Below are 22,718 nucleotides of genomic sequence, written 5' to 3' on the forward strand. Positions count from 1 at the left end.
ATGAACTACGCGTCATGGCGTAGATGCGGAGCCTATTCAGCGTTGTAGAGAGGCTAACCGCACGGCCAGGCCGACAAACACCAGCGAGGTCGCGCGGTTGAGCCAGCGCTGGGCGTTGGCCGAGCGCTGCAGCACGCGGCCAAATGCGCCCGAGAAGCAGGCCATCGCGCCAAACACCAGGAACGCGGCCAGCATGAACACGCCGCCCAGCACCAGGATCTGCGGCGCCAGGCTGCCGCGCGCCGGGTCGGCGAACTGCGGCAGGAAGGCCAGGAAGAAGATCAGCAGCTTGGGATTGGTCAGGCTCATGAGCATGCCGCGCGCACTCATGCGCCGCAGCGCGCGCCCGTCCATGCGTTGCGCCGCCGGCGCCACGCCCGTATCCGCCTGGGTGACGGGTGCACGCCAGGCCTGCCAGGCCAGATAGGCGAGATAGGCCGCGCCGCAATACTTGAGCGCCGTGAACGCCACCGGCGATGACGCAAACACCGCGGCCAGCCCCAGCGCCACGGCTGCCGTGTGCACCACCAGCCCGGCGCAAAGTCCCACGACCACGGCAATGCCGGCACGCGCGCCATGGCGAATCGACTGCAGCAGCACGAACACATTGTCCGGCCCGGGACTGAAGGCCAGCAGCACGGAGACGCCAAAGAAGGCGATGAGGGTTTCGGCAGTGGGCATGGAAAGGCTTTCAGGCGCTCTTGAACCGCGGCGCTCGTCACCAGCCAGGGTCACCACACCCTCTATGGTGAGCGGCAAGAGGCCAAGCGCAGGGCCGGTACGATCAGGCAGAGAGTTCGAGAAGGGCGGATCGAGCCGCCGCCGGGCCGCCCCAAGGCGGCGAGGGCCCCCCTGGGGGCAGCGCAGCTACGCGAAGCGAGCAAGCGTGGGGGCTGTAGTTAAGCCCTGCCCATGATCGACGCCGTCGCCATCAGCTCCTCCAGCAGCGCCAGCGACATCTTCCCCGACACCGCATAGGGATCGAGTTCCATGGTCTCGGAGTACTTGAGCACGATCGCATGGTTGATGCGCGACAGGTTGACCTGGCCCATGGTCCAGCCGCCAAAGCGGCGCTCATTGATTTCCTCGTAATGCAGCAGTTCCACGTCGCGGTGGCGCGCATCGCGCTGGATGTGGCCGAACAGCGCGCTGACCTGCGAGCGCCCGCCTTCGATGGCTTGCAGGAACACGCCGCCGCCGTAGCACAGCACGCCGGTGATGCCCGAGGCCGGATTGTGCTCGCGCGCCTGGGTCAGAATGGCTTCGATCGCCGCGGGGGAGTCGTCCGCCGCACGGCTTGCATAGATCAGGCGCACCAGCATCGATCAGTTCCTTCCTGGAATCAACGAGAGAAATTCACGGCGCAGCGTCGGGTCCTTGAGGAACACGCCGCGCATCACCGAGTTGAGCATCTTCGAGTCCATCTCGCGCACACCGCGCCAGGACATGCAGAAATGCGAGGCTTCCATGACGATGGCCAGGCCATCGGGCTGGGTCTTTTCCATGATCAGGTCGGCCAGCTGCACCACCGCCTCTTCCTGGATCTGCGGGCGGCCCATGACCCAATCGACCAGGCGCGCATACTTCGACAGTCCGATCACATTGGTGTGCTCGTTGGGCAGCACGCCGATCCAGATCTTGCCGATGACCGGGCAGAAATGGTGGCTGCAGGCGCTGCGCACGGTGATCGGGCCGACGATCATCAATTCATTGAGGTGCTCGGCATTGGGAAACTCGGTGATCGCCGGCGCCTGCGTATAGCGGCCCTTGAACACTTCGTTGACATACATCTTGGCCACGCGCCGCGCCGTGGTGCGCGTGTTGTGGTCCTTGGCGGTGTCGATCACCAGGCTGTCGAGCACGCCCTGCATCTTGTGCTCGACTTCATCGAGCAGTTTCTCGAGTTCGCCGGGCTCGATGAACTCGGCGATGTTGTCGTTGGCGTTGTAGCGCTTGCGTGCCGCGGCAAGCCGCTCGCGGATCTTCACGGAAACGGGCGTGCCTTCGTCGGGGCTGGCTGTGGTCATGTCGGCAGCGGGTTCTCTGAGCATGCGGGCATCCTACCAGCGATTGCCGCTTATGCCCCTGCAAAGGACTTCGGCGCCCGGCGCGCGAATCAGCCGCGCATCACAGCTGGAATTCGGCAATCAGCGGCAGATGGTCCGACATGCGCCACCAGATCTTGCCCTTGGGCACATGCAGGCCGCAGGGCGTGAGGCCGCGCACATAGACATGGTCGAGCTGGGCCAGCGGCAGGCGCGAGGGATAGGTCAGCACATCCGGCGCATCGTCGTACTCGTACAGGCCGAAACCGGCCAGCATGCGCTTGATCTGCCCACCCCAGTCGTTGAAGTCGCCGGCCACCACCAGCGGCTGACCCGGCGGCACCTCGCGCTCGATGAAGCGCTGCAGCTGCGCGATCTGGCGCATGCGGCTGCCGCGGATCAGGCCCAGGTGCACCACGATCGCATGCACGCGCCGCCCCTGCACCTCGATCTCGACATGCAGCAGGCCGCGCTGCTCGAAACGGTGGTCGGAGATGTCCTCGTGCTTGTGCCCTACGACGGGCCAGCGCGTCAGCAGCGCATTGCCGTGCTCGCCATCGCGTGTATAGGCATTGGTGCGGTAGACCGACTCGTAGCCTTCGGGCGCAAGGTATTCGGCCTGCGACACCTCGGGCCAGCGCTCGAAGTACAGCGCTTCGCGGTGGTTCATCTTGCGCACTTCCTGCAGGCAGACGATATCGGCGTCGAGCTGCTCGACGGCCAGGCCCAGGTTGTGGATTTCCAGCCGCCGCGCAGGCCCGAGTCCCTGCACACCCTTGTGGATGTTGTAGGTGGCAACACGCAAAATGCCGGAGTCGGATGGGTTGGCAGCAGTCATGTACAGCGGATGATCAGAGAGAAGAAACAGCCATTCGGGGCAGATGCAGGATGGCTTCGGCGTTCGATGCTGCGGTACAGCGGTCCGCCGCTTCGTGCCAAGGATGCCAAGCAAATGCGGTGTGTTCGCGCGGATTCAAGCGCACACCAGCGTAGGACGGAACCTCCAGGCCGAACACCCGTTCGGTGTTGTGCCAGACCCCAGGCGCATAGCGGTGCTGCCATTCGGGGTAGATGGTGTAGACGTTCTCGAGCTGCCAGTCGTGCAGCCGGCAGCCCGGGCCATGGGCATCGATGCCGGTTTCCTCCAGTACTTCGCGCGCCGCCACGGCCGGCCAGGGTTCGTCCTCGAAATCCTTGCTGCCCGTAACCGACTGCCAGAACTCCTGCCCGGTGCGCTTGAGCAGCAGCACGTCAAGCTGCGGCGTGTGGATGACCACCAGCACGGATTGGGGAATCTTTGCCATGGCTGACATTGTGCGCGCTTACCCCTGTCGGCAGATGTAATTTTCGTGCCATCCGCGCGCGGCCAGGAAAAAACGGCACCGGCCTGATTCAGGGCGGTGCCGTCATATCGTTCGTCCGGAGCCCGTGGAAGGATGACAGGCTCGGCGAAACCATCAAGCCTTGATGGCGTCGGGGTTGCGCAGGCGGATGTGGAGCTCGCGCAGCTGCTTTTCGTCGACCGGGCTCGGCGCCTGGGTCAGCAGGCACTGGGCGCGCTGGGTCTTGGGGAAGGCAATCACGTCGCGGATCGACTCGGCGCCGGTCATCAGCGTGACGATGCGGTCCAGACCGAAGGCCAGGCCGCCGTGCGGGGGCGCGCCGTACTGCAGGGCGTCGAGCAGGAAGCCGAACTTGGCTTGCGCGTCTTCGGGCGTGATCTTGAGGGCATCGAACACCTTCTTCTGCACTTCCGCGCGGTGGATACGCACCGAGCCGCCGCCCATTTCCCAGCCGTTGAGCACCATGTCGTAGGCCTTCGCAATGCACTTGCCCGGGTCGGTGACCATCAGGTCTTCATGGCCGTCCTTGGGCGCGGTGAAGGGATGGTGCACGGCGACCCAGCGGTCGTTTTCCTCGTCGTGTTCGAACATCGGGAAGTCGACCACCCACAGCGGCGCCCAGCGGTCTTCGAACAGGCCGCTGGCCTTGCCGAATTCGCTGTGGCCGACCTTGATGCGCAGCGCGCCAATGGCGTCGTTGACGATCTTTTCCTTGTCCGCGCCAAAGAAGATCAGGTCGCCATCCTGTGCGCCGGTGCGCTTGACGATCTCGGCCAGCGCCGCGTCGTGCAGGTTCTTGACGATGGGCGACTGCAGGCCTTCGCGGCCCTTGGCGACTTCATTGACCTTGATCCATGCCAGGCCCTTGGCGCCGTAGATCTTGACGAACTCGGTGTAGCCGTCGATCTCGCCGCGGCTGATGGCCGCGCCGCCGGGCACGCGCAAGGCAACCACGCGGCCGCCGGGCGTCGTGGCGGGGGCCGAGAACACCTTGAAGTCGACATCGGCCATCACGTCGGTCAGCTCGGTGAACTCGAGCTTGACGCGCAGGTCGGGCTTGTCCGAGCCATAGAGGCGCGCGGCTTCCTGGTAGGTCATGACCGGGAAATCGCCCAGGTCCACGCCCAGCGCGGTCTGGAACACGTTCTTGATCATGCCCTGGAACATGTCACGGATGTCCTGCTCATCCATGAACGATGTCTCGATATCGATCTGGGTGAATTCGGGCTGGCGGTCGGCGCGCAGGTCTTCGTCGCGGAAGCACTTGGTGATCTGGTAGTAGCGGTCGAAGCCGGCCACCATCAGCAGCTGCTTGAACAGCTGGGGCGACTGCGGCAGCGCAAAGAACTGGCCGTCGTGCACGCGGCTGGGCACGAGGTAGTCGCGCGCGCCTTCGGGCGTGCTCTTGGTGAGCATCGGGGTCTCGATGTCAACGAAGCCGTTGGCGTCGAGGAACTTGCGCACTTCCATGCTGACCTTGTAGCGCAGCATCAGGTTCTTCTGCATGTAGGGGCGGCGCAGGTCGAGGACGCGGTGCGTGAGGCGCACGGTTTCCGACAGGTTCTCGTCGTCGATCTGGAACGGCGGCGTCACCGATGCGTTGAGCACGTTGAGCTCATGGCACAGCACTTCGATCTGGCCGCTCTTGAGCTTGTCGTTGGTCGTGCCCGCGGGGCGCGCGCGCACCAGGCCCTTGACCTGCACGCAGAACTCGTTGCGCACGCCTTCGGCGGTGGCGAACATCTCGGCACGGTCGGGGTCGCAGACCACCTGCACATAGCCTTCGCGGTCGCGCAGGTCGATAAAGATCACGCCGCCGTGGTCGCGGCGACGGTTCACCCAACCCGACAGGGTGACGGTTTCGCCCAGCAGGGCTTCGGTCACAAGACCGCAATAGTGGGAGCGCATGGCCATGGCTAGTCTTCCTGCGCCCTCTTGGGACGCGACAAGGTTTGTTATTTATCCGCGAGCGTGGTGTCGGGTGGCGTCACCACGCCCATCGAAACGATGTATTTGAGCGCGGCATCCACGCTCATGTCGAGTTCAATGCAGTCGCTCTTGCGCACGATCACGAAGTAGCCCCCGGTGGGGTTGGGTGTCGTGGGCACGAACACGCTGAGGTATTCGTCGCGCAGATAGGCTGCGATCTCGCCGCTGGGCGAACCGGTGACGAAGGCCACGGTCCAGACGCCCTCGCGCGGCCACTGCACCAGCACGGCCGTGCGGAACGCATTGCCGGTCTCGGAGAACAAGGTGTCCGACACCTGCTTGACGCTCGAATAGATCGAGCGCACCACAGGGATGCGGCTGACCACGGCATCGCCCCAGGATACCAGCTTGCGGCCCGCAAAGTTGCTGGCGGCGAAACCGACCAGCAGCAAGATGGCCAGCGTCAACAGCACGCCGAAGCCGGGAATGTGCAGGCCCAGCAGCCGGTCGGGCTGCCAGCTCTCGGGCAGGATGGTCAGCGTCTGGTCGAGCGTGCCGACGATCCAGTTCAGCACCCACACGGTGATGACGCCGGGAACGATCACCAGCAGGCCGGTGAACAGCCATTTGCGCAAGGCAGCCATGGGACTCAATCGGCCGCGACGGCTGCGGGAGCCGGCGTGGCAGGTGCGGCGGCCGGCGCGGCAGCAGCGGCGGGCGCAGCGGCCTCAGCCGCGGGAGCGGCGGCCGGCGCGGACTTGCTGCCGCCGTTCTTGAAATCGGTGGCATACCAGCCCGTGCCCTTTAGCTGGAAGCCCGGAGCCGTGAGCTGCTTCGAGAAAGCCTGGGCATTGCAGGCCGGGCACTGCGTCAGCGCAGCATCGGACATTTTCTGCAGCACATCCTTGGCGTGACCACAGGAGGCACACTTGTACGCGTAAATGGGCATGGCGCTTGAATCGAGGGAAAGTGCAAAACCTTCAATTATAGGCGTGCGCCCCGAACCCGGGGCCGGCAGGGCTTGGCAAGCCCCGTCCGCACTGTCAGGCTGCGCTCTGGGCGAAATGCTGCACCGCCTCGCGCTGGTTGCCGAACCACTGCGGCAGCAGCGATCCGGCCCACATGCCGCACGCCGCGGCCAGCAGGCCGGCGAGCTGCTGCGGGAACAACTCGCTCCAGCCCGGCACGACGATGAACAGCAGCCACACGCCCAGGCCCAGGAACACCGCGGCCAGCGCGCCCTGGGTCGTGGCGCGCTTCCAGTACAGGCCCGCGGCCAGCGGCACCAGCGCGCCGACCAGCGGCACCTGGTAGGCGCCCGAGACCATCTCGTAGATCGAGCTGCCCTGCATGGTGATCGAATAGGTCAGCACGCAAAGCGTGAACGCCAGCACCGACAGGCGCATGGCTTTGAGCGTGGCCTGGTCGGACATGTTCGGGCGCAGGTTGCGCAGGATGTTCTCGACAAATGCCGTCGACGGCGCGAGCAGCGTGGCCGAGGCCGTCGACATGATGGCCGACAGCAGCGCGCCGAAGAATGCGATCTGCAGCGCCAGCGGCATGCGCTCGAGCACCAGCGTCGGCAGCAGCTTCTGCGGGTCGTCGGCCAGCAGCGCCGCCGCGGTTTCGGGCATGACCAGCACCGCCGCCGTCACGACGAACATCGGCACGAACGCAAACAGGATGTAGCAGATGCCGCCGATGATCGGGCCGCGCCGCGCCGTCGAGGCATTCTTCGCCGACATCACGCGCTGGAACACGTCCTGCTGCGGGATCGAGCCCAGCATCATGGTGATGCCCGCGCCAATGAAGAACAGCCAGTCGTGCGCGCTCGCGTTCTCGGGAAAGAAGCGGAACTTGCCCGCGGTGGCCGCATAGTCGATCACGCGGCCCGCGCCACCGGCGAGGTCCGCCGCATACCAGGCAATCAGCACCAGGCCGACGACGATCACGATCATCTGCACGAAGTCGGTCATGGCCACCGACCACATGCCGCCAAACAGCGTGTAGACCAGCACGATCAGCGTGCCGACCACCATGCCGGTCGTGACCGACATCGCGCCCTGGGTCAGCAGGTTGAAGACCAGCCCGAGCGCCGTGACCTGCGCGCCGACCCAGCCCAGGTAGCTGAAGATGATGATGATCGAGCACAGCATCTCGATGGTGCGGCCGAAGCGCAGGCGGTAGTAGTCGCCGATGGTGATCAGGTTCTTCTGGTAGAGCTTGTACGCGAAGAACAGGCCGACCAGCACCAGGCACATGCCGGCGCCGAACGGGTCCTCGACCACGCCGCCCAGGCCTTGCTTGACGAACTGCGCCGAGACCCCGAGCACCGTCTCCGAGCCGAACCAGGTGGCGAACGTGGTGGCCACCACCACCGCCAGCGGCAGGCTGCGGCCGGCCACCGCATAGTCGGACGTGTTCTTCACGCGCGTGGCCGCGTACAAGCCGATCGCGATGGACGCCAGCAGGTACAGGACGATGAATGTGATCAGCATGGCAGCTCTTTCCAACCCCGGGTATTGTCAAAACCGCTGCGGATTATCAAGGCAATAGGCGCCCTCCTTGCCATCCTCCGGCCATCTGTGGTGCAAATGATGCGCGCATGAAAAAGCCCTGCGCGCCGCGACCCGGGCCCGCAGGGCTTTCAAGGCAATCCCGTGCGCCTCAGTAGAAACGCACGCGCACCAGGATCTGCATCACCAGCAGTCCCAGCAGGAAACCGACGCCGCCATAGACCAGCGCCTGCAGCAGGCTGTTGGTGCGGTGCTGGGCCTTGACCAGCTCGTGCAAGGCCTTGGTCTGGTCGTCGTTGTTGTGCTGCAGCGCGCGGTACAGCAGGCGCGGCAGCTCGGGCAGCAGCTTGGCATAGGTCGGCGCCTCGTTGCGCAGTTCGCGCCACAGGCGCTGCGGCCCCATCTGGTCAAGCATCCACTTCTCGAGGAAGGGTTTTGCCGTGCTCCACAGATCGAGGTCGGGGTCGAGCTGGCGGCCCAGGCCTTCGATGTTGAGCAGCGTCTTCTGCAGCAGCACCAGCTGCGGCTGGATCTCGACCTGAAAGCGCCGCGAGGTCTGGAACAGGCGCATCAGCACCATGCCCAGCGAGATCTCCTTGAGCGGACGGTCGAAATACGGCTCGCAGACCGAGCGGATGGCCGACTCCAGCTCCTCGACGCGGGTGGTCGGCGGCACCCAGCCGCTCTCGATGTGCAGCTGCGCCACGCGCTTGTAATCGCGGCGGAAGAAGGCGGTGAAGTTCTGCGCGAGGTATTCCTTGTCGAACTCGGTCAGCGTGCCGACGATGCCGAAGTCGATCGAGATATAGCGCCCGAAGGTCTGCGGATCGAGGCTGACCTGGATGTTGCCCGGGTGCATGTCGCCGTGGAAGAAGCCGTCGCGAAACACCTGGGTGAAGAACAGCGTGACGCCGTCGCGCGCCAGCTGCGGGATGTCGACGCCGGCTTCGCGCAGGCGCTCGACCTGGCTGATCGGCACGCCCTTCATGCGCTCCATGACCATGACCTGCGGATGGCAGAAATCCCAGTAGATCTCGGGAATAAGCACCAGGTCCAGGCCTTCCATGTTGCGGCGCAGCTGCGCGGCATTCGCGGCTTCGCGGATCAGGTCGAGCTCGTCATGCAGGTAGTTGTCGAACTCGGCAATCACCTGGCGCGGCTTGAGGCGCTTGGCATCGGCCGACAGGCGCTCCACCCAGCGCGCCATCATGTGCATCAGCTGCAAGTCCTTGTCGATCACGGCCAGCATGCCGGGACGCAGCACCTTCACCGCGACTTCGTGCTCCGCGCCATGGCGGTCGCGCAGCACGGCGAAATGCACCTGGGCAATCGAGGCGCTGGCCACGGGCTCGAGCTCGAAGCTGACGAAGATCTCGGACAGCGGGCGCTGGAACGAGCGCTCGATGGTCGCCACCGCAATTTCGGGCGGAAACGGCGGCACGCGGTCCTGCAGCTTGGCCAGCTCGAGCGCCACGTCGGGCGGCAGCAGGTCGCTGCGCGTCGACAGCACCTGGCCGAACTTGACGAAGATCGGGCCGAGCTGCTCCAGCGCCTGGCGCAGGCGCACGCCGCGCGGGGTGTGGAAGCGCCGCCCCACGGTGAGCACGCGGCTCAGCAGGCGCAGCGAAGGATGCTTGAAGCCCGACAGTACCAGTTCATCGAGCCCGTACCGAAACACCACCCAGAGGATGGTCAACCCACGCAGCATGCGGCTCATGGCAGGTTCCGGCCGCCGATTTCCCCGCTGCGGGTCTTGTCTGCCGCGCGTGCGCCGACGAACTGGCGCAGCGTCTGCGCCGCCTTGCGCGCGACCTGCGATACGGTATGCGCGGGAGCATCGCCGATCACGCGCGCCAGGTCTTCCTCGATGTCCCACTGCACGTTGTCGACCAGCCAGTTGATATCGGCCGCCAGTTGCACATCGCCTTCGATGCGGATGGCCGGCTTGTCGCCGCGCAGCGCGGCCTGGGCCAGCGCCAGCGGCGAGGTGTCGGTGACTTCAAGCTGCAGGTCTGGCACGGCATCGGCTTCGGCCAGATCCAGCAGGCCCGCAGGCGTGATGGCCAGCGCCATCGTGTACGAGCGCCACTGCACGCGCGCGACACGGCCCTTTTGCCGTACCAGGCGCTCCATTGCCGCCTTTTCCTGCATCAGCACATGGTTGAGGAACAGCACCGTACGCTGCTGCACTTCGTGCACCAGCCAGGACGGAAGTTGTGGGCCTGTCACAACGCGTTCCAGGAGGCCGTTCAGGAAAGAGAAAGGGGACTGTGTTGCCATAGTCCCCGATTATTCCCTAGTTGTCGCGCCCGACAAAACCCTTGAAACGCCGTTGCGTCAGGTTCCCTCGGGCGCTTGCGCGCAAATCACTGCAAAGCCTGCACGCCGGCCACGAGCCAGCCGCTGTTGCCGCTCTTGGGCTTGGTCATGTTCCACACTTCGCGGAAGGGGCTCGGGCTGGCCGAAGCCTCCTCGCGGATCATGCCGGAGAACTCGACGCTGGCCATGTAGCCGTCGCCCAGGTCCTCGATGCCCAGCAGCTGGGCTTCGATCATCAGCACGTCGGTCTGGTTCACGGCGCCGGGATGCTCGGCTTCACGCTCGGCCAGCTGGGTGCGGATTTCCGACAGCATGCCGTCGGTCATCATCGCGCGCAGGCTGGCGATGTCGGAACGGTCCCAGGCGGCTTGCAGCGTCACGAAGTTGCGCTTGGCGGCCGTGAGGAAACCCTGGGCGTCGAAGCCTTCGGGCACGCTCCAGTTCGCCGCCAGGCCGGAACCGATCAGCGAACCGCCGGCAGCCGCGGGAGCCGCCGACTCGAAGGCCGCGGCCTGGTTTTCCCAGGGACGGGCCGAGGCATCGTTGCCGACCTTGTCCGGGCTGTACTGGCGCGCCATGGGCACTTCGGCGGCACCGCCCGCGCCAGTGCCTGCGCCGGTGCCTGCGCCCTGGAAGGCAAACGGGCTGCGGGCTGCGGGCGCATTGGCCGCCTTGGCCTTGCGGGCGCGCATCACCATGCCCACGACCACCATGATGGCCGCTGCCAGCAGGCCGAACATCAGCATGTTGGCAAACGCCTCGCCAAAGCCCAGCGAATTCGCGAGCCAGGCCAGGCCCAGGCCCGCGGCCAAGCCGCCAAGCATGGCGCCCCAGGGCTTCTTCGGCGCCGCCGCTGCGGGCGCGGGCGTGCCGGGACGGGCCGCCGCGTTGTTGGTGGCATTCTGCGTCGGCGCAGCGGAATTGCCGGGCGCGGCGGAATTGCGCTGCGTCACGTTGTTCGACTGCTGTCCCATGGACTTGCCGCCGCCCATGCGCTTGGCGTCGGCATCCAGATGCACCACTGACAGCATCGCCACCAGTACGACAGACCAAAGCTTCATCATGTCATCTTCCTTCCATTATTCATTGTAAGAAACGCCATCTCGACGCTTGCCTCCTATCCTACTCAGCACTTGATACCCACATGAAGCGCCACGATGCCGCCGGTCATGTTGTGGTAGTCGACATGGCCGAAGCCGCATTGCTTCATCAGGAGCTTGAGTTCGTCCTGGCTCGGGTGCATGCGGATCGATTCGGCCAGATAGCGGTAGCTGGCGTCGTCGCCCGCGACCAGCTTGCCCAGCGTCGGCAGCACCTTGAACGAATACCAGTCATAGGCCTTGGTGAGCGGCTTGGCGACGCGCGAGAACTCCAGCACCAGCAGCCGGCCGCCGGGCTTGAGCACGCGGCACATCTCGCGCAGCGCCTGGTCCTTGTGCGTCATGTTGCGCAGGCCGAAGGCCACGCTCACGACGTCGAAATGCGCATCGGGAAACGGCAGGTGCTCGGCATCGCAGACCAGCGTCGGCAGCAGCACCCCCTTGTCGATCAGCCGGCTGCGGCCCACGCGCAGCATGGCCTCGTTGATGTCGGTGTGCACGACCTCGCCGGTGCTGCCGACCTTCTTGGAAAACGCCAGCGCCAGGTCGCCCGTGCCGCCTGCGATGTCGAGCACCTTGCTGCCTTCGCGCAGGTTGGCCACCATGACGGTGTAGGCCTTCCAGGCGCGGTGCAGGCCGCCCGACATCAGGTCGTTCATGACGTCGTACTTGGACGCGACCGAGTCGAAGACGCCGCGCACATGGCGTGCCTTGTCCTTTTCATCGACCGACTCGAAACCGAAATGTGTGGTGCTCATATGCCATCCATGCTAAGCCGAGCATGCGCCTGGCGTACAGCGACAACCCCGTGGCGTCGCAGGGCTTGCCAGGCCTGCATCAAAATGGAAATTCGTCTACAGCGCAGGCTGATTCTGCGGCTGAAGCTACTATTAATATAGCATCCGGCGCTGCCTGCCCAGGGGATTGTCCTTAGCCCATTGGGTGACCCTGCCCCCCATTCGCGGTGAGCCTGCCCCCGTTCGTGATGAGCCTGCCCCCGTTCGCGGTGAGCCTGTCGAACCATGAACGGCCCGCGCTCACGACGAGGCCTGGCCTGCTCAGTGGCTCGAGCAGCCGTGGCCCGAGGATTTTGGCGGCATCGGCGTATCCCGGTCCACGCCCGCGGCTTCCAGCCGCTGCAGGTATTGCGCCCACAGCTCGTCCTGCTGGCTGCCCAGCTCGTAGAGGTAGGCCCAGGTGAACAGGCCGCTTTCGTGGCCGTCGCTGAAGACCGGCTTGATCGCGTAGTTGCCCACCGGCTCGACGGCCACGATCTCGACATGGCGCTTGCCGTACTGCAGCACTTCCTGGCCCGGGCCGTGGCCCTGGACTTCGGCCGAGGGCGAATAGACGCGCAGCAGCTCGAACGGCAGCCGGAACTGCGCGCCATCGGAGTAGCCGACTTCGAGCACGCGCGAGGCGCCATGCACGGTCAGCGATTTGGGGGTCGGGGTTGTGGACTTCAAGCCTGCCATGGCGTCACCTGTGTTGGTAAAAAGTTCAAGACCAGGGCTGCAATGCTGCCACGAGCAGCGCATCCACTTCGGACAGGCGCGCCGCGATTGCGGCCTCCTGCTCCAGGGGGCGTTCGCGCTGGGCCGCGGCCCAGATCGGCGCGGGAAAGTGGCTGTCCCACTCAAAGCGCGCCACCACATGCCAGTGCAGGTGCGGCACCATGTTGCCCAGCGCCGCGAGATTGATCTTGGTCGGCTGCAACTGCGCACGCAGCACGCTCTCGACGGCCGCCACGACCTCCATGCACAGCACGCGCTCGTCACGCGACAGGTCGGAGAACTCGGCCGCGTGGTCGGTCCAGACCACGCGGTAGAACGCCGGGAACCCCGGTTCGTCGGCACGGATCACGCGCAAGCGCGCGCCCTGCCAGACCAGCGCTCCGCCCGGCGTGGTGCACAGCACGCAGTTGCGCTCGCTCATACCAGCACCCGTTCGATGCCGCCGGCGTTGGCGCGCGCGACGTATTCGGGCATCCAGTTCTCGCCCAGGATCTTGCGCGCCATCTCGACCACGATGTAGTCGGCTTCGAGCAAGCCGTTTTGCAGGTCGTCGCCGTAGCGGCTCAGGCCTTGCAGGCAGCTCGGGCAGCTGGTCAGGATCTTGACGTTGTCGTCGGCCGCGAGCGCGCCGTTGGCCTTGAGTTCGGCCTCGCCCTTGCGCAGTTGCTCCTCTTTGCGGAAGCGGATCTGCGTCGAGATGTCGGGCCGGCTCACGCCCAGCGTGCCCGACTCGCCGCAGCAGCGCTCGCTCTTGAGCACCTGGTCGCCCATCAGGCCCTTGACGGTCTTCATCGGGTCCTGCAGCTTCATTGGCGTATGGCAGGGGTCGTGGTACAGGTAACCACCGGCCTGGCCCAGCGTGATGCCCTTTTCCAGCAGGAACTCGTGGATGTCGATGATCCGGCTGCCCGGGAAGATCTTGTCGAACTCGTAGCCCTGGAGCTGGTCGTAGCAGGTTCCGCAACTCACCACCACGGTCTTGATATCGAGGTAGTTGAGCGTGTTGGCCACGCGGTGGAACAGCACGCGGTTGTCCGTGATCATCTTGTCCGCGACATCGAACTGGCCGCTGCCGCGCTGCGGGTAGCCGCAGCACAGGTAGCCCGGCGGCAGCACGGTCTGCACGCCTGCGTGCCACAGCATGGCCTGCGTGGCCAGGCCGACCTGGCTGAACAGGCGCTCCGAGCCGCAGCCCGGGAAGTAGAACACCGCCTCGGTTTCCGCCTGCGTGGTCTTGGGATTGCGGATGATCGGGACGTAGTCCTTGTTCTCGATGTCCAGCAACGCGCGCGCGGTCTTCTTCGGCAGGCCGCCCGGCAGCTTCTTGTTGACGAAGTGGATCACCTGCTCCTTGAGCGGCGGCTTGCCCACCGTCGACGGCGGATGATTGGTCTGCTTGCGGCCCACGGCCTTGAACACGTCCACGGCCAGGCGCTGGGCCTTGAAGCCGACGCCGACCATGGCCTGGCGCATCACCTTGATGGTGTCCGGGTTGGTCGCGTTCAGGAAGGTCATCGTGAGCTTGTTGCCCGGATTGAAGCTCTTCTTGTCCATCTTGCGCAGCAGATTGCGCATGTTCATGGTCACGTCGCCGAAGTCGATCTTCACCGGGCAGGGATTGAAGCACTTGTGGCACACCGTGCAGTGGTCGGCCACGTCCTCGAATTCCTGCCAGTGCTTGAGCGACACGCCGCGCCGCGTCTGTTCCTCGTAGAGGAAGGCCTCGACCAGCAGCGAGGTCGCGAGGATCTTGTTGCGCGGGCTGTAGAGCAGGCTGGCGCGCGGCACGTGCGTGGCGCAGACCGGCTTGCACTTGCCGCAGCGCAGGCAGTCCTTGACCGAATCGGCAATCGCGCCGATATCGGACTGCTGCATGATCAGCGATTCATGGCCCATCAGGCCGAAGCTCGGCGTATAGGCATTGGTCAGGTCCGAATACATCAGCGATTCGCGCGCCGCCTGCCCGTCGTGCGCCATCTCGCCCGCCGTGAGGTGGGCGTCGCGGATCAGCTTGCCCTTGTTGAAGCGGCCCTCGGGGTCGACGCGCTGCTTGTAGGCGGCAAACGGCGCCAGTTCCTCGTCCGTGAGGAATTCGAGCTTGGTGATGCCGATGCCATGCTCGCCCGAGATCACGCCGTCGAGGCTGCGCGCCAGCACCATGATGCGCGCCACGGCCTCGTGCGCGGTCTGCAGCATCTCGTAGTTGTCGCTGTTGACCGGAATATTGGTGTGCACGTTGCCGTCGCCGGCATGCATGTGCAGCGCCACCCAGACACGGCCCTTGAGCACCTTCTGGTGGATGGCCTGGATCTCGTCGAGGATGGGCTTGAACGCGCCGCCCGAGAACACCTGCGCCAGCGGCGCGCGCAGCTGCGTTTTCCAGCTCGCGCGCAGGCTGTGGTCCTGCAGCTGCGGGAACAGCGCTTCGACATCGGCCAGCCAGCCGGCCCACTCGGCGCGCACGCCGGCAATCAGCTCCAGCGCCTGCTGCACGCGGTCTTCGAGCAGTTCGGCCGAAGGGATCTCGCCCGCGTCGTCCTGCTTGCCCAGCGGCAGGTTGCCGTGCGCGAAGAAGTCATGCAGCGCGTCGCACAGCTGGATCTTGTTGCGCAGGCTCAGCTCGATGTTGATGCGCTCGATGCCGTCGGTGTACTCGGCCATGCGCGGCAGCGGAATCACCACGTCTTCATTGATCTTGAAGGCGTTGGTGTGGCGCGAGATCGCGGCCGTGCGCTTGCGGTCGAGCCAGAACTTCTTGCGCGCCTCAGCGCTCACGGCCGTGAAGCCTTCGCCATTGCGCGAGTTGGCGATGCGCACGACCTCGGCCGCCACGCGCGCCACGTCGTCGGCGTTGTCGCCGGCAATGTCGCCGAGCAGCACCATCTTCGGCAGATGGCCGTTGCCCTTCTTGCTCTTGGTCGCATAGCCCACGGCCTTGAGGTAGCGGTCGTCCAGGTGTTCGAGGCCGGCCAGCAGCACGCCCGAGCGCTTTTGCTCGGCGAACATGAAGTCCTTGATCTCGACGATGCTCGGCACCGCGTCCTTGGCATTGCCGAAGAACTCCATGCAGACGGTGCGCGTGTGCTGGGGCATGCGGTGCACGACCCAGCGCGCGCTGGTGATCAGGCCGTCGCAGCCTTCCTTCTGGATGCCTGGCAGCCCCGACAGGAACTTGTCGGTCACGTCCTTGCCCAGGCCTTCCTTGCGGAAGCTCTTGCCGGGAATGCTCAGCGTCTCGCTGCGCACCGGCGTCTTGCCATCGGCTTCGAAATAGCGCAGCTCGAACGTCGCGACCTCGGCATCGTGGATCTTGCCCATGTTGTGGTCGGTGCGCGTGACTTCGAGCCACTGCGCGTTGGGCGTGACCATGCGCCAGCTGACCAGGTTGTCGAGCGCCGTGCCCCACAGCACGGCCTTCTTGCCGCCCGCATTCATCGCCACGTTGCCGCCGATGCACGACGCCTCGGCCGAGGTCGGGTCGACGGCAAACACGAAGCCGCCGCGCTCGGCCGCATCCGCCACGCGCTGCGTGACCACGCCGGCTTCGGTCCAGATCGTGCCGACTTCCTGCTCCTGGCCGGGAATGCGCAGCATCTCGACCTCGGTCATGGCCTCGAGCTTCTCGGTGTTGATCACCACGCTGCGCCAGGTCAGCGGAATCGCGCCGCCGGTGTAGCCCGTGCCGCCCCCACGCGGAATGATGGTCAGCCCCAGCTCGATGCAGCCCTTGACCAGACCGGCCATCTCGGCCTCGGTATCGGGAGTCAGCACCACGAACGGATACTCGACGCGCCAGTCGGTGGCGTCCGTCACGTGGCTCACGCGCGACAGGCCGTCGAACTTGATGTTGTCCTTGGCCGTGAGGCGCTTGAGCGTGCGCTGCACGCGCCGGCGCAGCTCGGCGGCGGCCTCGAAGGTGGTATTGAATTCAGCGATCGCGCCGCGTGCGGCCTCGACCAGCTGGCCCACCAGCGCGTCGCGCTCGGCATCCATGCCGGGCTCGCGCCGCTTGTCGACCTCGGCCAGGCGGTGCTGGAGCGCATCGACCAGCGCCTTGCGGCGGTCGGGGTTGTCCAGCAGATCGTCTTGCAGATAGGGGTTGCGCTGCACCACCCAGATATCGCCCAGCACCTCGTACAACATGCGTGCCGAGCGGCCCGTGCGGCGCTCCTCGCGCAGCTGGTTCAATACATCCCACATGGACGTGCCCAGCAACCGGATCACGATCTCCCGGTCGGAGAACGAGGTGTAGTTATAGGGGATTTCTCGGAGACGGGCAGGTTCGGCGGCCTTGGCGAGCAAGGCGGCCTGCGCAATCGGAAGATTCATGGAGGTAGACCGTGTTGGGCGTTTGGTACGCCCTTTGACCATGGGGGATATGGATTTTAAGCGGTGGACTGTTACCTTATGCATCCACCCCGGCGATGGCCCCCGGCGCCGCGGGCGTTTGCAGCGATCAAAAGCGCGCACAAAGGAGCGCAAAAGGAACGCAATCGATGCAGTCGCAATCGGTGTTTTCCCTAGGTCGTCGCGCTGGTCAACCGGGTTGCGGGCCCTAGAATGCCAACACGCCCGCGTTACGCCTCTTTCATATTTTTGCCACAAATCCTCGGCCCGCTCCAGCGGATTTCGGGTTTACGCGTTGATGTGACCAGCGGCATATGCGCACAATCAGGACACAAATCTGTCACACGTCCTGCCTAGCATGGGCGGATTGTTCCTTCGACTGACCCCAGGAGTCTTCATGCATTTCAAATCTTTGGCCATTGCTGCGGCCATCGCCGCCACCTGCGCCTCTGCCCAAGCCCAAACCGAAATCCAGTGGTGGCATTCGATGACGGCCGTGAACAACGAGTGGGTCAATGACCTGGCCAAGCAGTTCAACGAAAGCCAGAAGGAATACAAGGTCGTACCCACCTTCAAGGGTGTCTACGACGAAAGCATGACGGCCGCGATCGCCGCCTTCCGCTCGGGCAACGCGCCCCACATCCTGCAAGTGTTCGAAGTCGGCACCGCGACCATGATGGCTTCCAAGGGCGCCACCGTGCCCGTGGGCAAGGTCATGACCGACGCCGGCCTGACGTTCGACCCCAAGGCCTACATCCCCGCCGTCGCTGGCTACTACACCGCGCCCAACGGCCAGATGCTGAGCTTCCCGTTCAACAGCTCGACCACGATCTTCTATTACAACAAGGACGCCTTCAAGAAGGCCGGCCTGAACCCCGACGTCGCGCCCAAGACCTGGCCCGAAGTGTTCGAAGCCGCCAAGAAGCTCAAGGCCAGCGGCCACAGCTGCCCGATGACGCTGGCCTGGCAAGGCTGGACCCAGCTCGAGAGCTTCTCGACCTGGCACAACGTCGAGTTCGCCACCAAGTCCAACGGCTTGGCCGGCATGGACGCGCGCCTGAAGATCAACTCGCCGCTGCACGTCAAGCACATCGACGCGCTGGGCAAGGCTGCCGCCGCCGGCGAATTCGTCTACAAGGGCCGCGCCTCCTCGGCCCAGGCTTCGTTCACCTCGGGTGAATGCGCCATGATCCAGACCTCGTCGGGCTTCTACGGCGACGTGGCCAAGAACGCCAAGTTCGCCTACGCGCTGGCTCCCCTGCCCTACTACCCCGATGTCAAGGGCGCGCCGCAGAACACCGTCATCGGCGGTGCCTCGCTGTGGGTCATGGCCGGCAAGAAGGCCGAAGAGTACAAGGGCGTGGCCAAGTTCTTCGACTTCCTGTCGCAGAGCAAGGTCCAGGCCGCGAGCCACCAGCGCACCGGCTACCTGCCGGTCACCATGGCGGCTTACGACCTGACGGAAAAGTCGGGCTTCTACCAGAAGAACCCCGGCACCGATGTGGCCGTGCAACAGATGATCCGCAAGGTCACCGACAACTCGCGCGGCATCCGCCTGGGCAACTACGTGCAGATCCGCACCATCGAGGACGAAGAACTCGAACAGGTCTGGAGCGGCAAGAAGTCCGCCAAGGACGCGCTGGACTCCATCGTCAAGCGTGGCGACGAACTGCTGGTGCGTTTCGAGCGCGCCAACAAGAAGTAAGCAATTTATACAAGCTAAAGCCCTTTATTTGAGGGCCTAGCGGTTTTTACGCTGGCACAGCCGCTGCCAGCTAGGCACAATACGCGCATATTCGCTGGATTAAGCGTTTCGACTCGGTTCGTTTAGATTCGCTTTTTACACCCGTGGTGGCCAGCGCCTTCCAATCCTCCGAATCCCAAGACAAGGGGTTCGGCGGTTTTTTTTGTTTGTGAACCCCATGGAAAAACGCGTACTTTTCCGCTCTACATGGCTGCCCTGGGTCTTGCTGCTGCCCCAGCTGCTGATCATTGGCATCTTCTTCTTCTGGCCTGCAGGCCAGGCCGTGCTCCAGTCGTTCCAGATCGAAGATGCCTTCGGCATGAGCACGGAATGGGTCGGCCTGGAGAACTTCGCCAACCTGCTGGACGATCCGACCTACCTCAATTCCTTCATGCGCACCGCACTGTTCTCGGTGCTGGTGGCGGGCCTGGGGATTTCGGTATCGCTGATCCTGGCGATCTTTGCCGACCGCATCGTGCGTGCGGCCATGCTCTACAAGACCCTGCTGATCGTCCCCTACGCCGTGGCTCCGGTCATTGCCGGCGTGCTGTGGATGTTCATGTTCTCGCCCTCGCTGGGCGTCGTGGCCCACTACCTGGGCGAGCTGGGCTACAACTGGAACCACATCATGAACGACAACCAGGCCATGGCGCTGGTGGTCCTGGCTTCGGTGTGGAAGCAGATCTCGTACAACTTCCTGTTTTTCCTGGCCGGCCTGCAGTCGATCCCCAAGTCGCTGATCGAGGCCGCGTCCATCGACGGTGCCGGCCCATGGCGCCGCTTCTGGAACATCCAGTTGCCGCTGCTGTCGCCGACCACCTTCTTCCTGCTGGTGATCAACATCGTCTACGCGTTCTTCGATACCTTCGGCATCATCGACGCGGCGACGGCCGGCGGCCCCGGCCAGTCGACCTCGATCCTGGTCTACAAGGTCTACCAGGACGGCTTCAAGTCGCTGGACCTGGGCAGCTCCGCAGCCCAGTCGGTGATCCTGATGGTCATCGTGGTGGTGCTGACGGTGGTGCAGTTCCGCTATGTCGAAAAGAAGGTGCAGTACTGATGTCCGCCCTCTCTGCCGCACCTCTCTTTGTGAATCTGGAGTCCTCCCATGGTTGACCGCCGTCCCTGGATCACCGTCCTCTCCCACCTCGTGCTGATCGTGGGCGTGCTGATCGTGGCCTTCCCCCTGTACCTGGCCTTTGTCGCATCCACGCACACCGCGGATGCGATCGTCCAGTCCCCGATGCCGCTGCTGCCCGGCGCGCACCTGTGGGAAAACTACCAGGCCGCGCTGTTCGGCTCGGGCAAGCTGGGCTCGAACACCAACGTCATGCACATGATGTGGGTCAGCTTCGTGACCGCGATGGTCATCACCGTCGGCAAGATCGCGATCTCGCTGCTGTCGGCATTTGCCATCGTCTACTTCCGCTTCCCGTTCAAGATGCTGTGCTTCTGGGCGATTTTCCTGACGCTGATGCTGCCCGTGGAAGTGCGCATCCTGCCGACCTACAAGGTCGTCGCCGAACTCGGCATGCTCAACAGCTACGCCGGCCTCACGCTGCCGCTGATTGCCTCGGCCACCGCCACTTTCCTGTTCCGCCAGTTCTTCCTGACGGTGCCGGACGAGCTGGTCGAAGCCGCGCGCATCGACGGCGCGGGCCCGATGCGCTTCTTCAAGGACGTGCTGGTGCCGCTGTCCAAGACTTCGGTCGCGGCGCTGTTCGTGATCCAGTTCATCTATGGCTGGAACCAATACCTGTGGCCGCTGCTGATGACCACCAGCGAAGACATGTACCCGGTGGTGATCGGCATCAAGCGCATGCTGGCCGGTGGCGAAGCCGCTGTTGACTGGAACATCGTGATGGCCACCGCCATCGTCGCCATGCTGCCGCCCGCGGCCGTGGTGATGCTGATGCAGAAGTGGTTCGTGAAGGGCTTGGTCGATACCGAGAAGTAAGCCCTGCATCCGCTCCTTTTGAATCTACGAACGATCTGAACGAATACTCCCATGGCATCCATTACCCTCAAGAACGTCGTCAAGCGCTACGGCAGCGGCAAGACCGCAGTGCCCGTGATCCACGGCGTCAACGCCGACATCAAGGACGGCGAATTCATCGTCATCGTCGGCCCCTCGGGCTGCGGCAAGTCGACGCTGCTGCGCATGATTGCCGGCCTGGAAGAAATCTCCGGCGGCGACATCAGCATCGGCGACCGCGTGGTCAACAACCTCGAGCCCGCCCAGCGTGACATCGCCATGGTTTTCCAGAACTATGCGCTGTACCCGCACATGACGAACTACGAAAACATGGCCTACGGCCTGAAGATCGCCAAGGTGCCGGCCGACGAGATCAAGCAGCGCGTCGACAAGGCCGCGAAGATCCTCGAGCTGGGCCACCTGCTCGACCGCAAGCCGCGCCAGCTGTCCGGCGGCCAGCGCCAGCGCGTGGCCATGGGCCGCGCCATCGTGCGCCAGCCCAAGGTCTTCCTGTTCGACGAACCGCTGTCCAACCTCGACGCCAAGCTGCGCGCGCAGACCCGCATCGAGATCCAGAAGCTGCACAACGAGCTGGGCATCACCAGCCTGTTCGTGACCCACGACCAGGTCGAAGCCATGACGCTGGCGCAGCGCATGATCGTGATGAACGGCGGCGTCATGGACCAGTTCGGCACGCCCGAAGAGGTCTACAACACCCCGGCCACGACCTTCGTTGCGAGCTTCATCGGCTCGCCGCCGATGAACCTGCTGAAGAACGCTCCGGGCGGCCGCGCCGGCCAGATCCTGGGCATCCGCCCCGAGCACATCGACATCGTTGCCAGCGGCGGCTGGGAAATGGACGTCATCACCGTCGAACTGCTGGGCGCCGAGCGCCTGGTCTACGGCACCGTGGGCGGTGAAATGGTCACCGTGCGCATCGAGGAAGCCCAATCCTTCCCCAAGGCCGGCGACACCATCCGCATCCAACCCCGTGAAGAGCGCCGGCTGCACTGGTTCAACGCTGAAACAGGAAAGCGCATCTAAGCACTGCCCCGAAGAGAGCCCTAGCGGCTCTCTTTTCACATTCCCCATCGACTTTTACTGGATCTGCGATGACCGCCCCCTCTACTTCCTGGCCCTATCCCCGCTGGATCGCCCACCGCGGCGCCGGTAAGCTCGCCCCCGAGAACACCATGAGCGCCTTCCGCCTGGGCGCGGCGCATGGCTGGCGCATGTTCGAATGCGACGCCAAGCTCAGCAGCGACGGCGTGCCCTTTCTGCTGCATGACGCGACGCTCGAGCGCACCACCAACGGCCGCGGCACGGGCAGCGCGCTGAGCCTGGGAGAGATCGCCCAGCTCGACGCCGGCAGCTGGCATTCGCGCGCCTACGCGGGCGAGGCCCTGCCCACGCTCGAGGCGCTCGCGCGCTGGTGCCTGGCCAACCATTTCTTCCTGAACGTCGAGATCAAGCCCACGCCCGGCCAGGAAGCCGAAACCGGGCGCGTGGTCGCCGAGCTGATGAACCGCATCTGGCCGCGCGACATCGTCCAGCCGTTCTTCACCTCGTTCAAGCCCGCGGCGCTGCAGGCCGCCCGGCAAGCCGCGCCGCACATCCCGCGCGGCCTGCTGGTCGACAAGCTGGCTGAGGGCGACGCCGACTTCCAGACGGCGCAAGACCTGGGCTGCGTGGCCATGGTCTTCAACCACGCGCTGTGGGATGCCGGGCGCGTGCAGCAGGTCCACGACCTGGGCATGCGCTGCATCAGCTACACGGTCAACGACGACTGGGCCGTGCAGCGGCTGCTGGACCTGGGCACGGACGGCATCATCAGCGACCGGGTGGATCTGTTCAGTCCCGCGGCCTGATCACCGCCCCGCAAGAAG

21 protein-coding genes are annotated in these 22,718 nt (G+C 64.9%); 5 read left to right on the forward strand and 16 right to left on the reverse strand.

Going from position 1 to position 22,718, the window contains the following annotated elements; genetic code table 11:
* Positions 1 to 36: 36 nt before the first annotated feature.
* The 16 genes from HUK68_RS15490 to HUK68_RS15565 all read right to left on the reverse strand — a co-directional run bounded on the left by HUK68_RS15490 (position 37) and on the right by HUK68_RS15565 (position 17,095).
* On the reverse strand, positions 37 to 681 hold the full coding sequence (locus HUK68_RS15490) for a LysE family translocator (protein WP_175504993.1): 645 nt from the start codon (positions 679 to 681) through the stop codon (positions 37 to 39).
* Positions 682 to 899: 218 nt separating this feature from the next.
* Positions 900 to 1,322, reverse strand: a complete 423-nt coding sequence (locus HUK68_RS15495; RefSeq protein WP_175504994.1) for a BLUF domain-containing protein — start codon at positions 1,320 to 1,322, stop codon at positions 900 to 902.
* Positions 1,323 to 1,325: 3 nt separating this feature from the next.
* Positions 1,326 to 2,051, reverse strand: a complete 726-nt coding sequence (gene folE / locus HUK68_RS15500) for a GTP cyclohydrolase I (RefSeq protein WP_175504995.1) — start codon at positions 2,049 to 2,051, stop codon at positions 1,326 to 1,328.
* Between the two features lie 76 nt (positions 2,052 to 2,127).
* Positions 2,128 to 2,883 carry an endonuclease/exonuclease/phosphatase family protein gene (locus tag HUK68_RS15505; protein ID WP_175504996.1) on the reverse strand — a complete coding sequence of 252 codons (756 nt, stop codon included), beginning with the start codon at positions 2,881 to 2,883 and terminating at the stop codon, positions 2,128 to 2,130.
* A gap of 13 nt (positions 2,884 to 2,896) precedes the next feature.
* Positions 2,897 to 3,349: a dihydroneopterin triphosphate diphosphatase gene (gene nudB / locus HUK68_RS15510; RefSeq protein WP_390887814.1), complete on the reverse strand. Its 453-nt coding sequence runs from the start codon at positions 3,347 to 3,349 to the stop codon at positions 2,897 to 2,899.
* Between the two features lie 153 nt (positions 3,350 to 3,502).
* Positions 3,503 to 5,302: an aspartate--tRNA ligase gene (gene aspS, locus HUK68_RS15515; protein WP_175504998.1), complete on the reverse strand. Its 1,800-nt coding sequence runs from the start codon at positions 5,300 to 5,302 to the stop codon at positions 3,503 to 3,505.
* A 41-nt stretch (positions 5,303 to 5,343) separates the two neighbouring features.
* Positions 5,344 to 5,961 (reverse strand): DUF502 domain-containing protein, encoded by a 618-nt coding sequence (locus HUK68_RS15520; RefSeq protein ID WP_175504999.1) that lies wholly within the window; start codon positions 5,959 to 5,961, stop codon positions 5,344 to 5,346.
* A gap of 5 nt (positions 5,962 to 5,966) precedes the next feature.
* On the reverse strand, positions 5,967 to 6,266 hold the full coding sequence (locus HUK68_RS15525) for an FmdB family zinc ribbon protein (RefSeq protein WP_175505000.1): 300 nt from the start codon (positions 6,264 to 6,266) through the stop codon (positions 5,967 to 5,969).
* A 94-nt stretch (positions 6,267 to 6,360) separates the two neighbouring features.
* Positions 6,361 to 7,815, reverse strand: coding sequence for a high affinity choline transporter 1 (locus HUK68_RS15530; protein ID WP_175505001.1), 1,455 nt, complete (start codon positions 7,813 to 7,815; stop codon positions 6,361 to 6,363).
* Positions 7,816 to 7,984: 169 nt separating this feature from the next.
* Positions 7,985 to 9,550, reverse strand: coding sequence for a ubiquinone biosynthesis regulatory protein kinase UbiB (ubiB, locus tag HUK68_RS15535; protein WP_175505002.1), 1,566 nt, complete (start codon positions 9,548 to 9,550; stop codon positions 7,985 to 7,987).
* On the reverse strand, positions 9,547 to 10,113 hold the full coding sequence (locus tag HUK68_RS15540) for a ubiquinone biosynthesis accessory factor UbiJ (RefSeq protein ID WP_175505003.1): 567 nt from the start codon (positions 10,111 to 10,113) through the stop codon (positions 9,547 to 9,549). The genes ubiB and HUK68_RS15540 overlap by 4 nt, the downstream gene beginning before the upstream one ends.
* A gap of 86 nt (positions 10,114 to 10,199) precedes the next feature.
* Positions 10,200 to 11,216 (reverse strand): Tim44 domain-containing protein, encoded by a 1,017-nt coding sequence (locus tag HUK68_RS15545; RefSeq protein WP_175505004.1) that lies wholly within the window; start codon positions 11,214 to 11,216, stop codon positions 10,200 to 10,202.
* A 62-nt stretch (positions 11,217 to 11,278) separates the two neighbouring features.
* Positions 11,279 to 12,010: a bifunctional demethylmenaquinone methyltransferase/2-methoxy-6-polyprenyl-1,4-benzoquinol methylase UbiE gene (gene ubiE / locus HUK68_RS15550; protein WP_175505005.1), complete on the reverse strand. Its 732-nt coding sequence runs from the start codon at positions 12,008 to 12,010 to the stop codon at positions 11,279 to 11,281.
* A 300-nt stretch (positions 12,011 to 12,310) separates the two neighbouring features.
* Positions 12,311 to 12,727 carry a gamma-butyrobetaine hydroxylase family protein gene (locus HUK68_RS15555; protein WP_175505006.1) on the reverse strand — a complete coding sequence of 139 codons (417 nt, stop codon included), beginning with the start codon at positions 12,725 to 12,727 and terminating at the stop codon, positions 12,311 to 12,313.
* Between the two features lie 25 nt (positions 12,728 to 12,752).
* Positions 12,753 to 13,187 carry an HIT family protein gene (locus HUK68_RS15560; RefSeq protein WP_175505007.1) on the reverse strand — a complete coding sequence of 145 codons (435 nt, stop codon included), beginning with the start codon at positions 13,185 to 13,187 and terminating at the stop codon, positions 12,753 to 12,755.
* Entirely contained in the window at positions 13,184 to 17,095 is a 3,912-nt protein-coding gene (locus HUK68_RS15565) for a DUF3683 domain-containing protein (protein WP_175505008.1), read from the reverse strand. Before HUK68_RS15565 ends, HUK68_RS15560 begins: the two co-directional genes overlap by 4 nt.
* A 415-nt stretch (positions 17,096 to 17,510) precedes the next feature.
* Between HUK68_RS15565 and ugpB the strand changes: the two genes are divergently transcribed.
* The 5 genes from ugpB (at position 17,511) to ugpQ (ending at position 22,700) form a co-directional block, all read left to right on the forward strand.
* Entirely contained in the window at positions 17,511 to 18,818 is a 1,308-nt protein-coding gene (gene ugpB, locus HUK68_RS15570) for a sn-glycerol-3-phosphate ABC transporter substrate-binding protein UgpB (protein WP_175505009.1), read from the forward strand.
* 217 nt (positions 18,819 to 19,035) lie between these two features.
* On the forward strand, positions 19,036 to 19,917 hold the full coding sequence (gene ugpA, locus HUK68_RS15575; protein ID WP_175505010.1) for a sn-glycerol-3-phosphate ABC transporter permease UgpA: 882 nt from the start codon (positions 19,036 to 19,038) through the stop codon (positions 19,915 to 19,917).
* A gap of 48 nt (positions 19,918 to 19,965) precedes the next feature.
* Positions 19,966 to 20,814 (forward strand): sn-glycerol-3-phosphate ABC transporter permease UgpE, encoded by an 849-nt coding sequence (ugpE, locus tag HUK68_RS15580; RefSeq protein ID WP_175505011.1) that lies wholly within the window; start codon positions 19,966 to 19,968, stop codon positions 20,812 to 20,814.
* Positions 20,815 to 20,865: 51 nt separating this feature from the next.
* Positions 20,866 to 21,876 carry a sn-glycerol-3-phosphate import ATP-binding protein UgpC gene (locus tag HUK68_RS15585; protein ID WP_175505012.1) on the forward strand — a complete coding sequence of 337 codons (1,011 nt, stop codon included), beginning with the start codon at positions 20,866 to 20,868 and terminating at the stop codon, positions 21,874 to 21,876.
* Between the two features lie 68 nt (positions 21,877 to 21,944).
* The gene (gene ugpQ, locus HUK68_RS15590; protein ID WP_175505013.1) at positions 21,945 to 22,700 is read left to right on the forward strand and encodes a glycerophosphodiester phosphodiesterase; all 756 of its coding nucleotides are present in this window, start codon (positions 21,945 to 21,947) and stop codon (positions 22,698 to 22,700) included.
* Positions 22,701 to 22,718: the final 18 nt, after the last annotated feature.

Origin of the sequence: Comamonas antarctica, from assembly GCF_013363755.1 — a bacterium.
Lineage (GTDB): Bacteria > Pseudomonadota > Gammaproteobacteria > Burkholderiales > Burkholderiaceae_C > Comamonas > Comamonas antarctica.

What these genes read in the sequence shown, in the direction of transcription:
- HUK68_RS15490 (WP_175504993.1), bottom strand. Translation starts at nt 681, where the DNA reads ATGCCCACTGCCGAAACCCTCATCGCCTTCTTTGGCGTCTCCGTGCTG.
- HUK68_RS15495 (WP_175504994.1), bottom strand. Translation starts at nt 1,322, where the DNA reads ATGCTGGTGCGCCTGATCTATGCAAGCCGTGCGGCGGACGACTCCCCC.
- folE (WP_175504995.1), bottom strand. Translation starts at nt 2,051, where the DNA reads ATGCTCAGAGAACCCGCTGCCGACATGACCACAGCCAGCCCCGACGAA.
- HUK68_RS15505 (WP_175504996.1), bottom strand. Translation starts at nt 2,883, where the DNA reads ATGACTGCTGCCAACCCATCCGACTCCGGCATTTTGCGTGTTGCCACC.
- nudB (WP_390887814.1), bottom strand. Translation starts at nt 3,349, where the DNA reads ATGGCAAAGATTCCCCAATCCGTGCTGGTGGTCATCCACACGCCGCAG.
- aspS (WP_175504998.1), bottom strand. Translation starts at nt 5,302, where the DNA reads ATGGCCATGCGCTCCCACTATTGCGGTCTTGTGACCGAAGCCCTGCTG.
- HUK68_RS15520 (WP_175504999.1), bottom strand. Translation starts at nt 5,961, where the DNA reads ATGGCTGCCTTGCGCAAATGGCTGTTCACCGGCCTGCTGGTGATCGTT.
- HUK68_RS15525 (WP_175505000.1), bottom strand. Translation starts at nt 6,266, where the DNA reads ATGCCCATTTACGCGTACAAGTGTGCCTCCTGTGGTCACGCCAAGGAT.
- HUK68_RS15530 (WP_175505001.1), bottom strand. Translation starts at nt 7,815, where the DNA reads ATGCTGATCACATTCATCGTCCTGTACCTGCTGGCGTCCATCGCGATC.
- ubiB (WP_175505002.1), bottom strand. Translation starts at nt 9,550, where the DNA reads ATGAGCCGCATGCTGCGTGGGTTGACCATCCTCTGGGTGGTGTTTCGG.
- HUK68_RS15540 (WP_175505003.1), bottom strand. Translation starts at nt 10,113, where the DNA reads ATGGCAACACAGTCCCCTTTCTCTTTCCTGAACGGCCTCCTGGAACGC.
- HUK68_RS15545 (WP_175505004.1), bottom strand. Translation starts at nt 11,216, where the DNA reads ATGATGAAGCTTTGGTCTGTCGTACTGGTGGCGATGCTGTCAGTGGTG.
- ubiE (WP_175505005.1), bottom strand. Translation starts at nt 12,010, where the DNA reads ATGAGCACCACACATTTCGGTTTCGAGTCGGTCGATGAAAAGGACAAG.
- HUK68_RS15555 (WP_175505006.1), bottom strand. Translation starts at nt 12,727, where the DNA reads ATGGCAGGCTTGAAGTCCACAACCCCGACCCCCAAATCGCTGACCGTG.
- HUK68_RS15560 (WP_175505007.1), bottom strand. Translation starts at nt 13,187, where the DNA reads ATGAGCGAGCGCAACTGCGTGCTGTGCACCACGCCGGGCGGAGCGCTG.
- HUK68_RS15565 (WP_175505008.1), bottom strand. Translation starts at nt 17,095, where the DNA reads ATGAATCTTCCGATTGCGCAGGCCGCCTTGCTCGCCAAGGCCGCCGAA.
- ugpB (WP_175505009.1), top strand. Translation starts at nt 17,511, where the DNA reads ATGCATTTCAAATCTTTGGCCATTGCTGCGGCCATCGCCGCCACCTGC.
- ugpA (WP_175505010.1), top strand. Translation starts at nt 19,036, where the DNA reads ATGGAAAAACGCGTACTTTTCCGCTCTACATGGCTGCCCTGGGTCTTG.
- ugpE (WP_175505011.1), top strand. Translation starts at nt 19,966, where the DNA reads ATGGTTGACCGCCGTCCCTGGATCACCGTCCTCTCCCACCTCGTGCTG.
- HUK68_RS15585 (WP_175505012.1), top strand. Translation starts at nt 20,866, where the DNA reads ATGGCATCCATTACCCTCAAGAACGTCGTCAAGCGCTACGGCAGCGGC.
- ugpQ (WP_175505013.1), top strand. Translation starts at nt 21,945, where the DNA reads ATGACCGCCCCCTCTACTTCCTGGCCCTATCCCCGCTGGATCGCCCAC.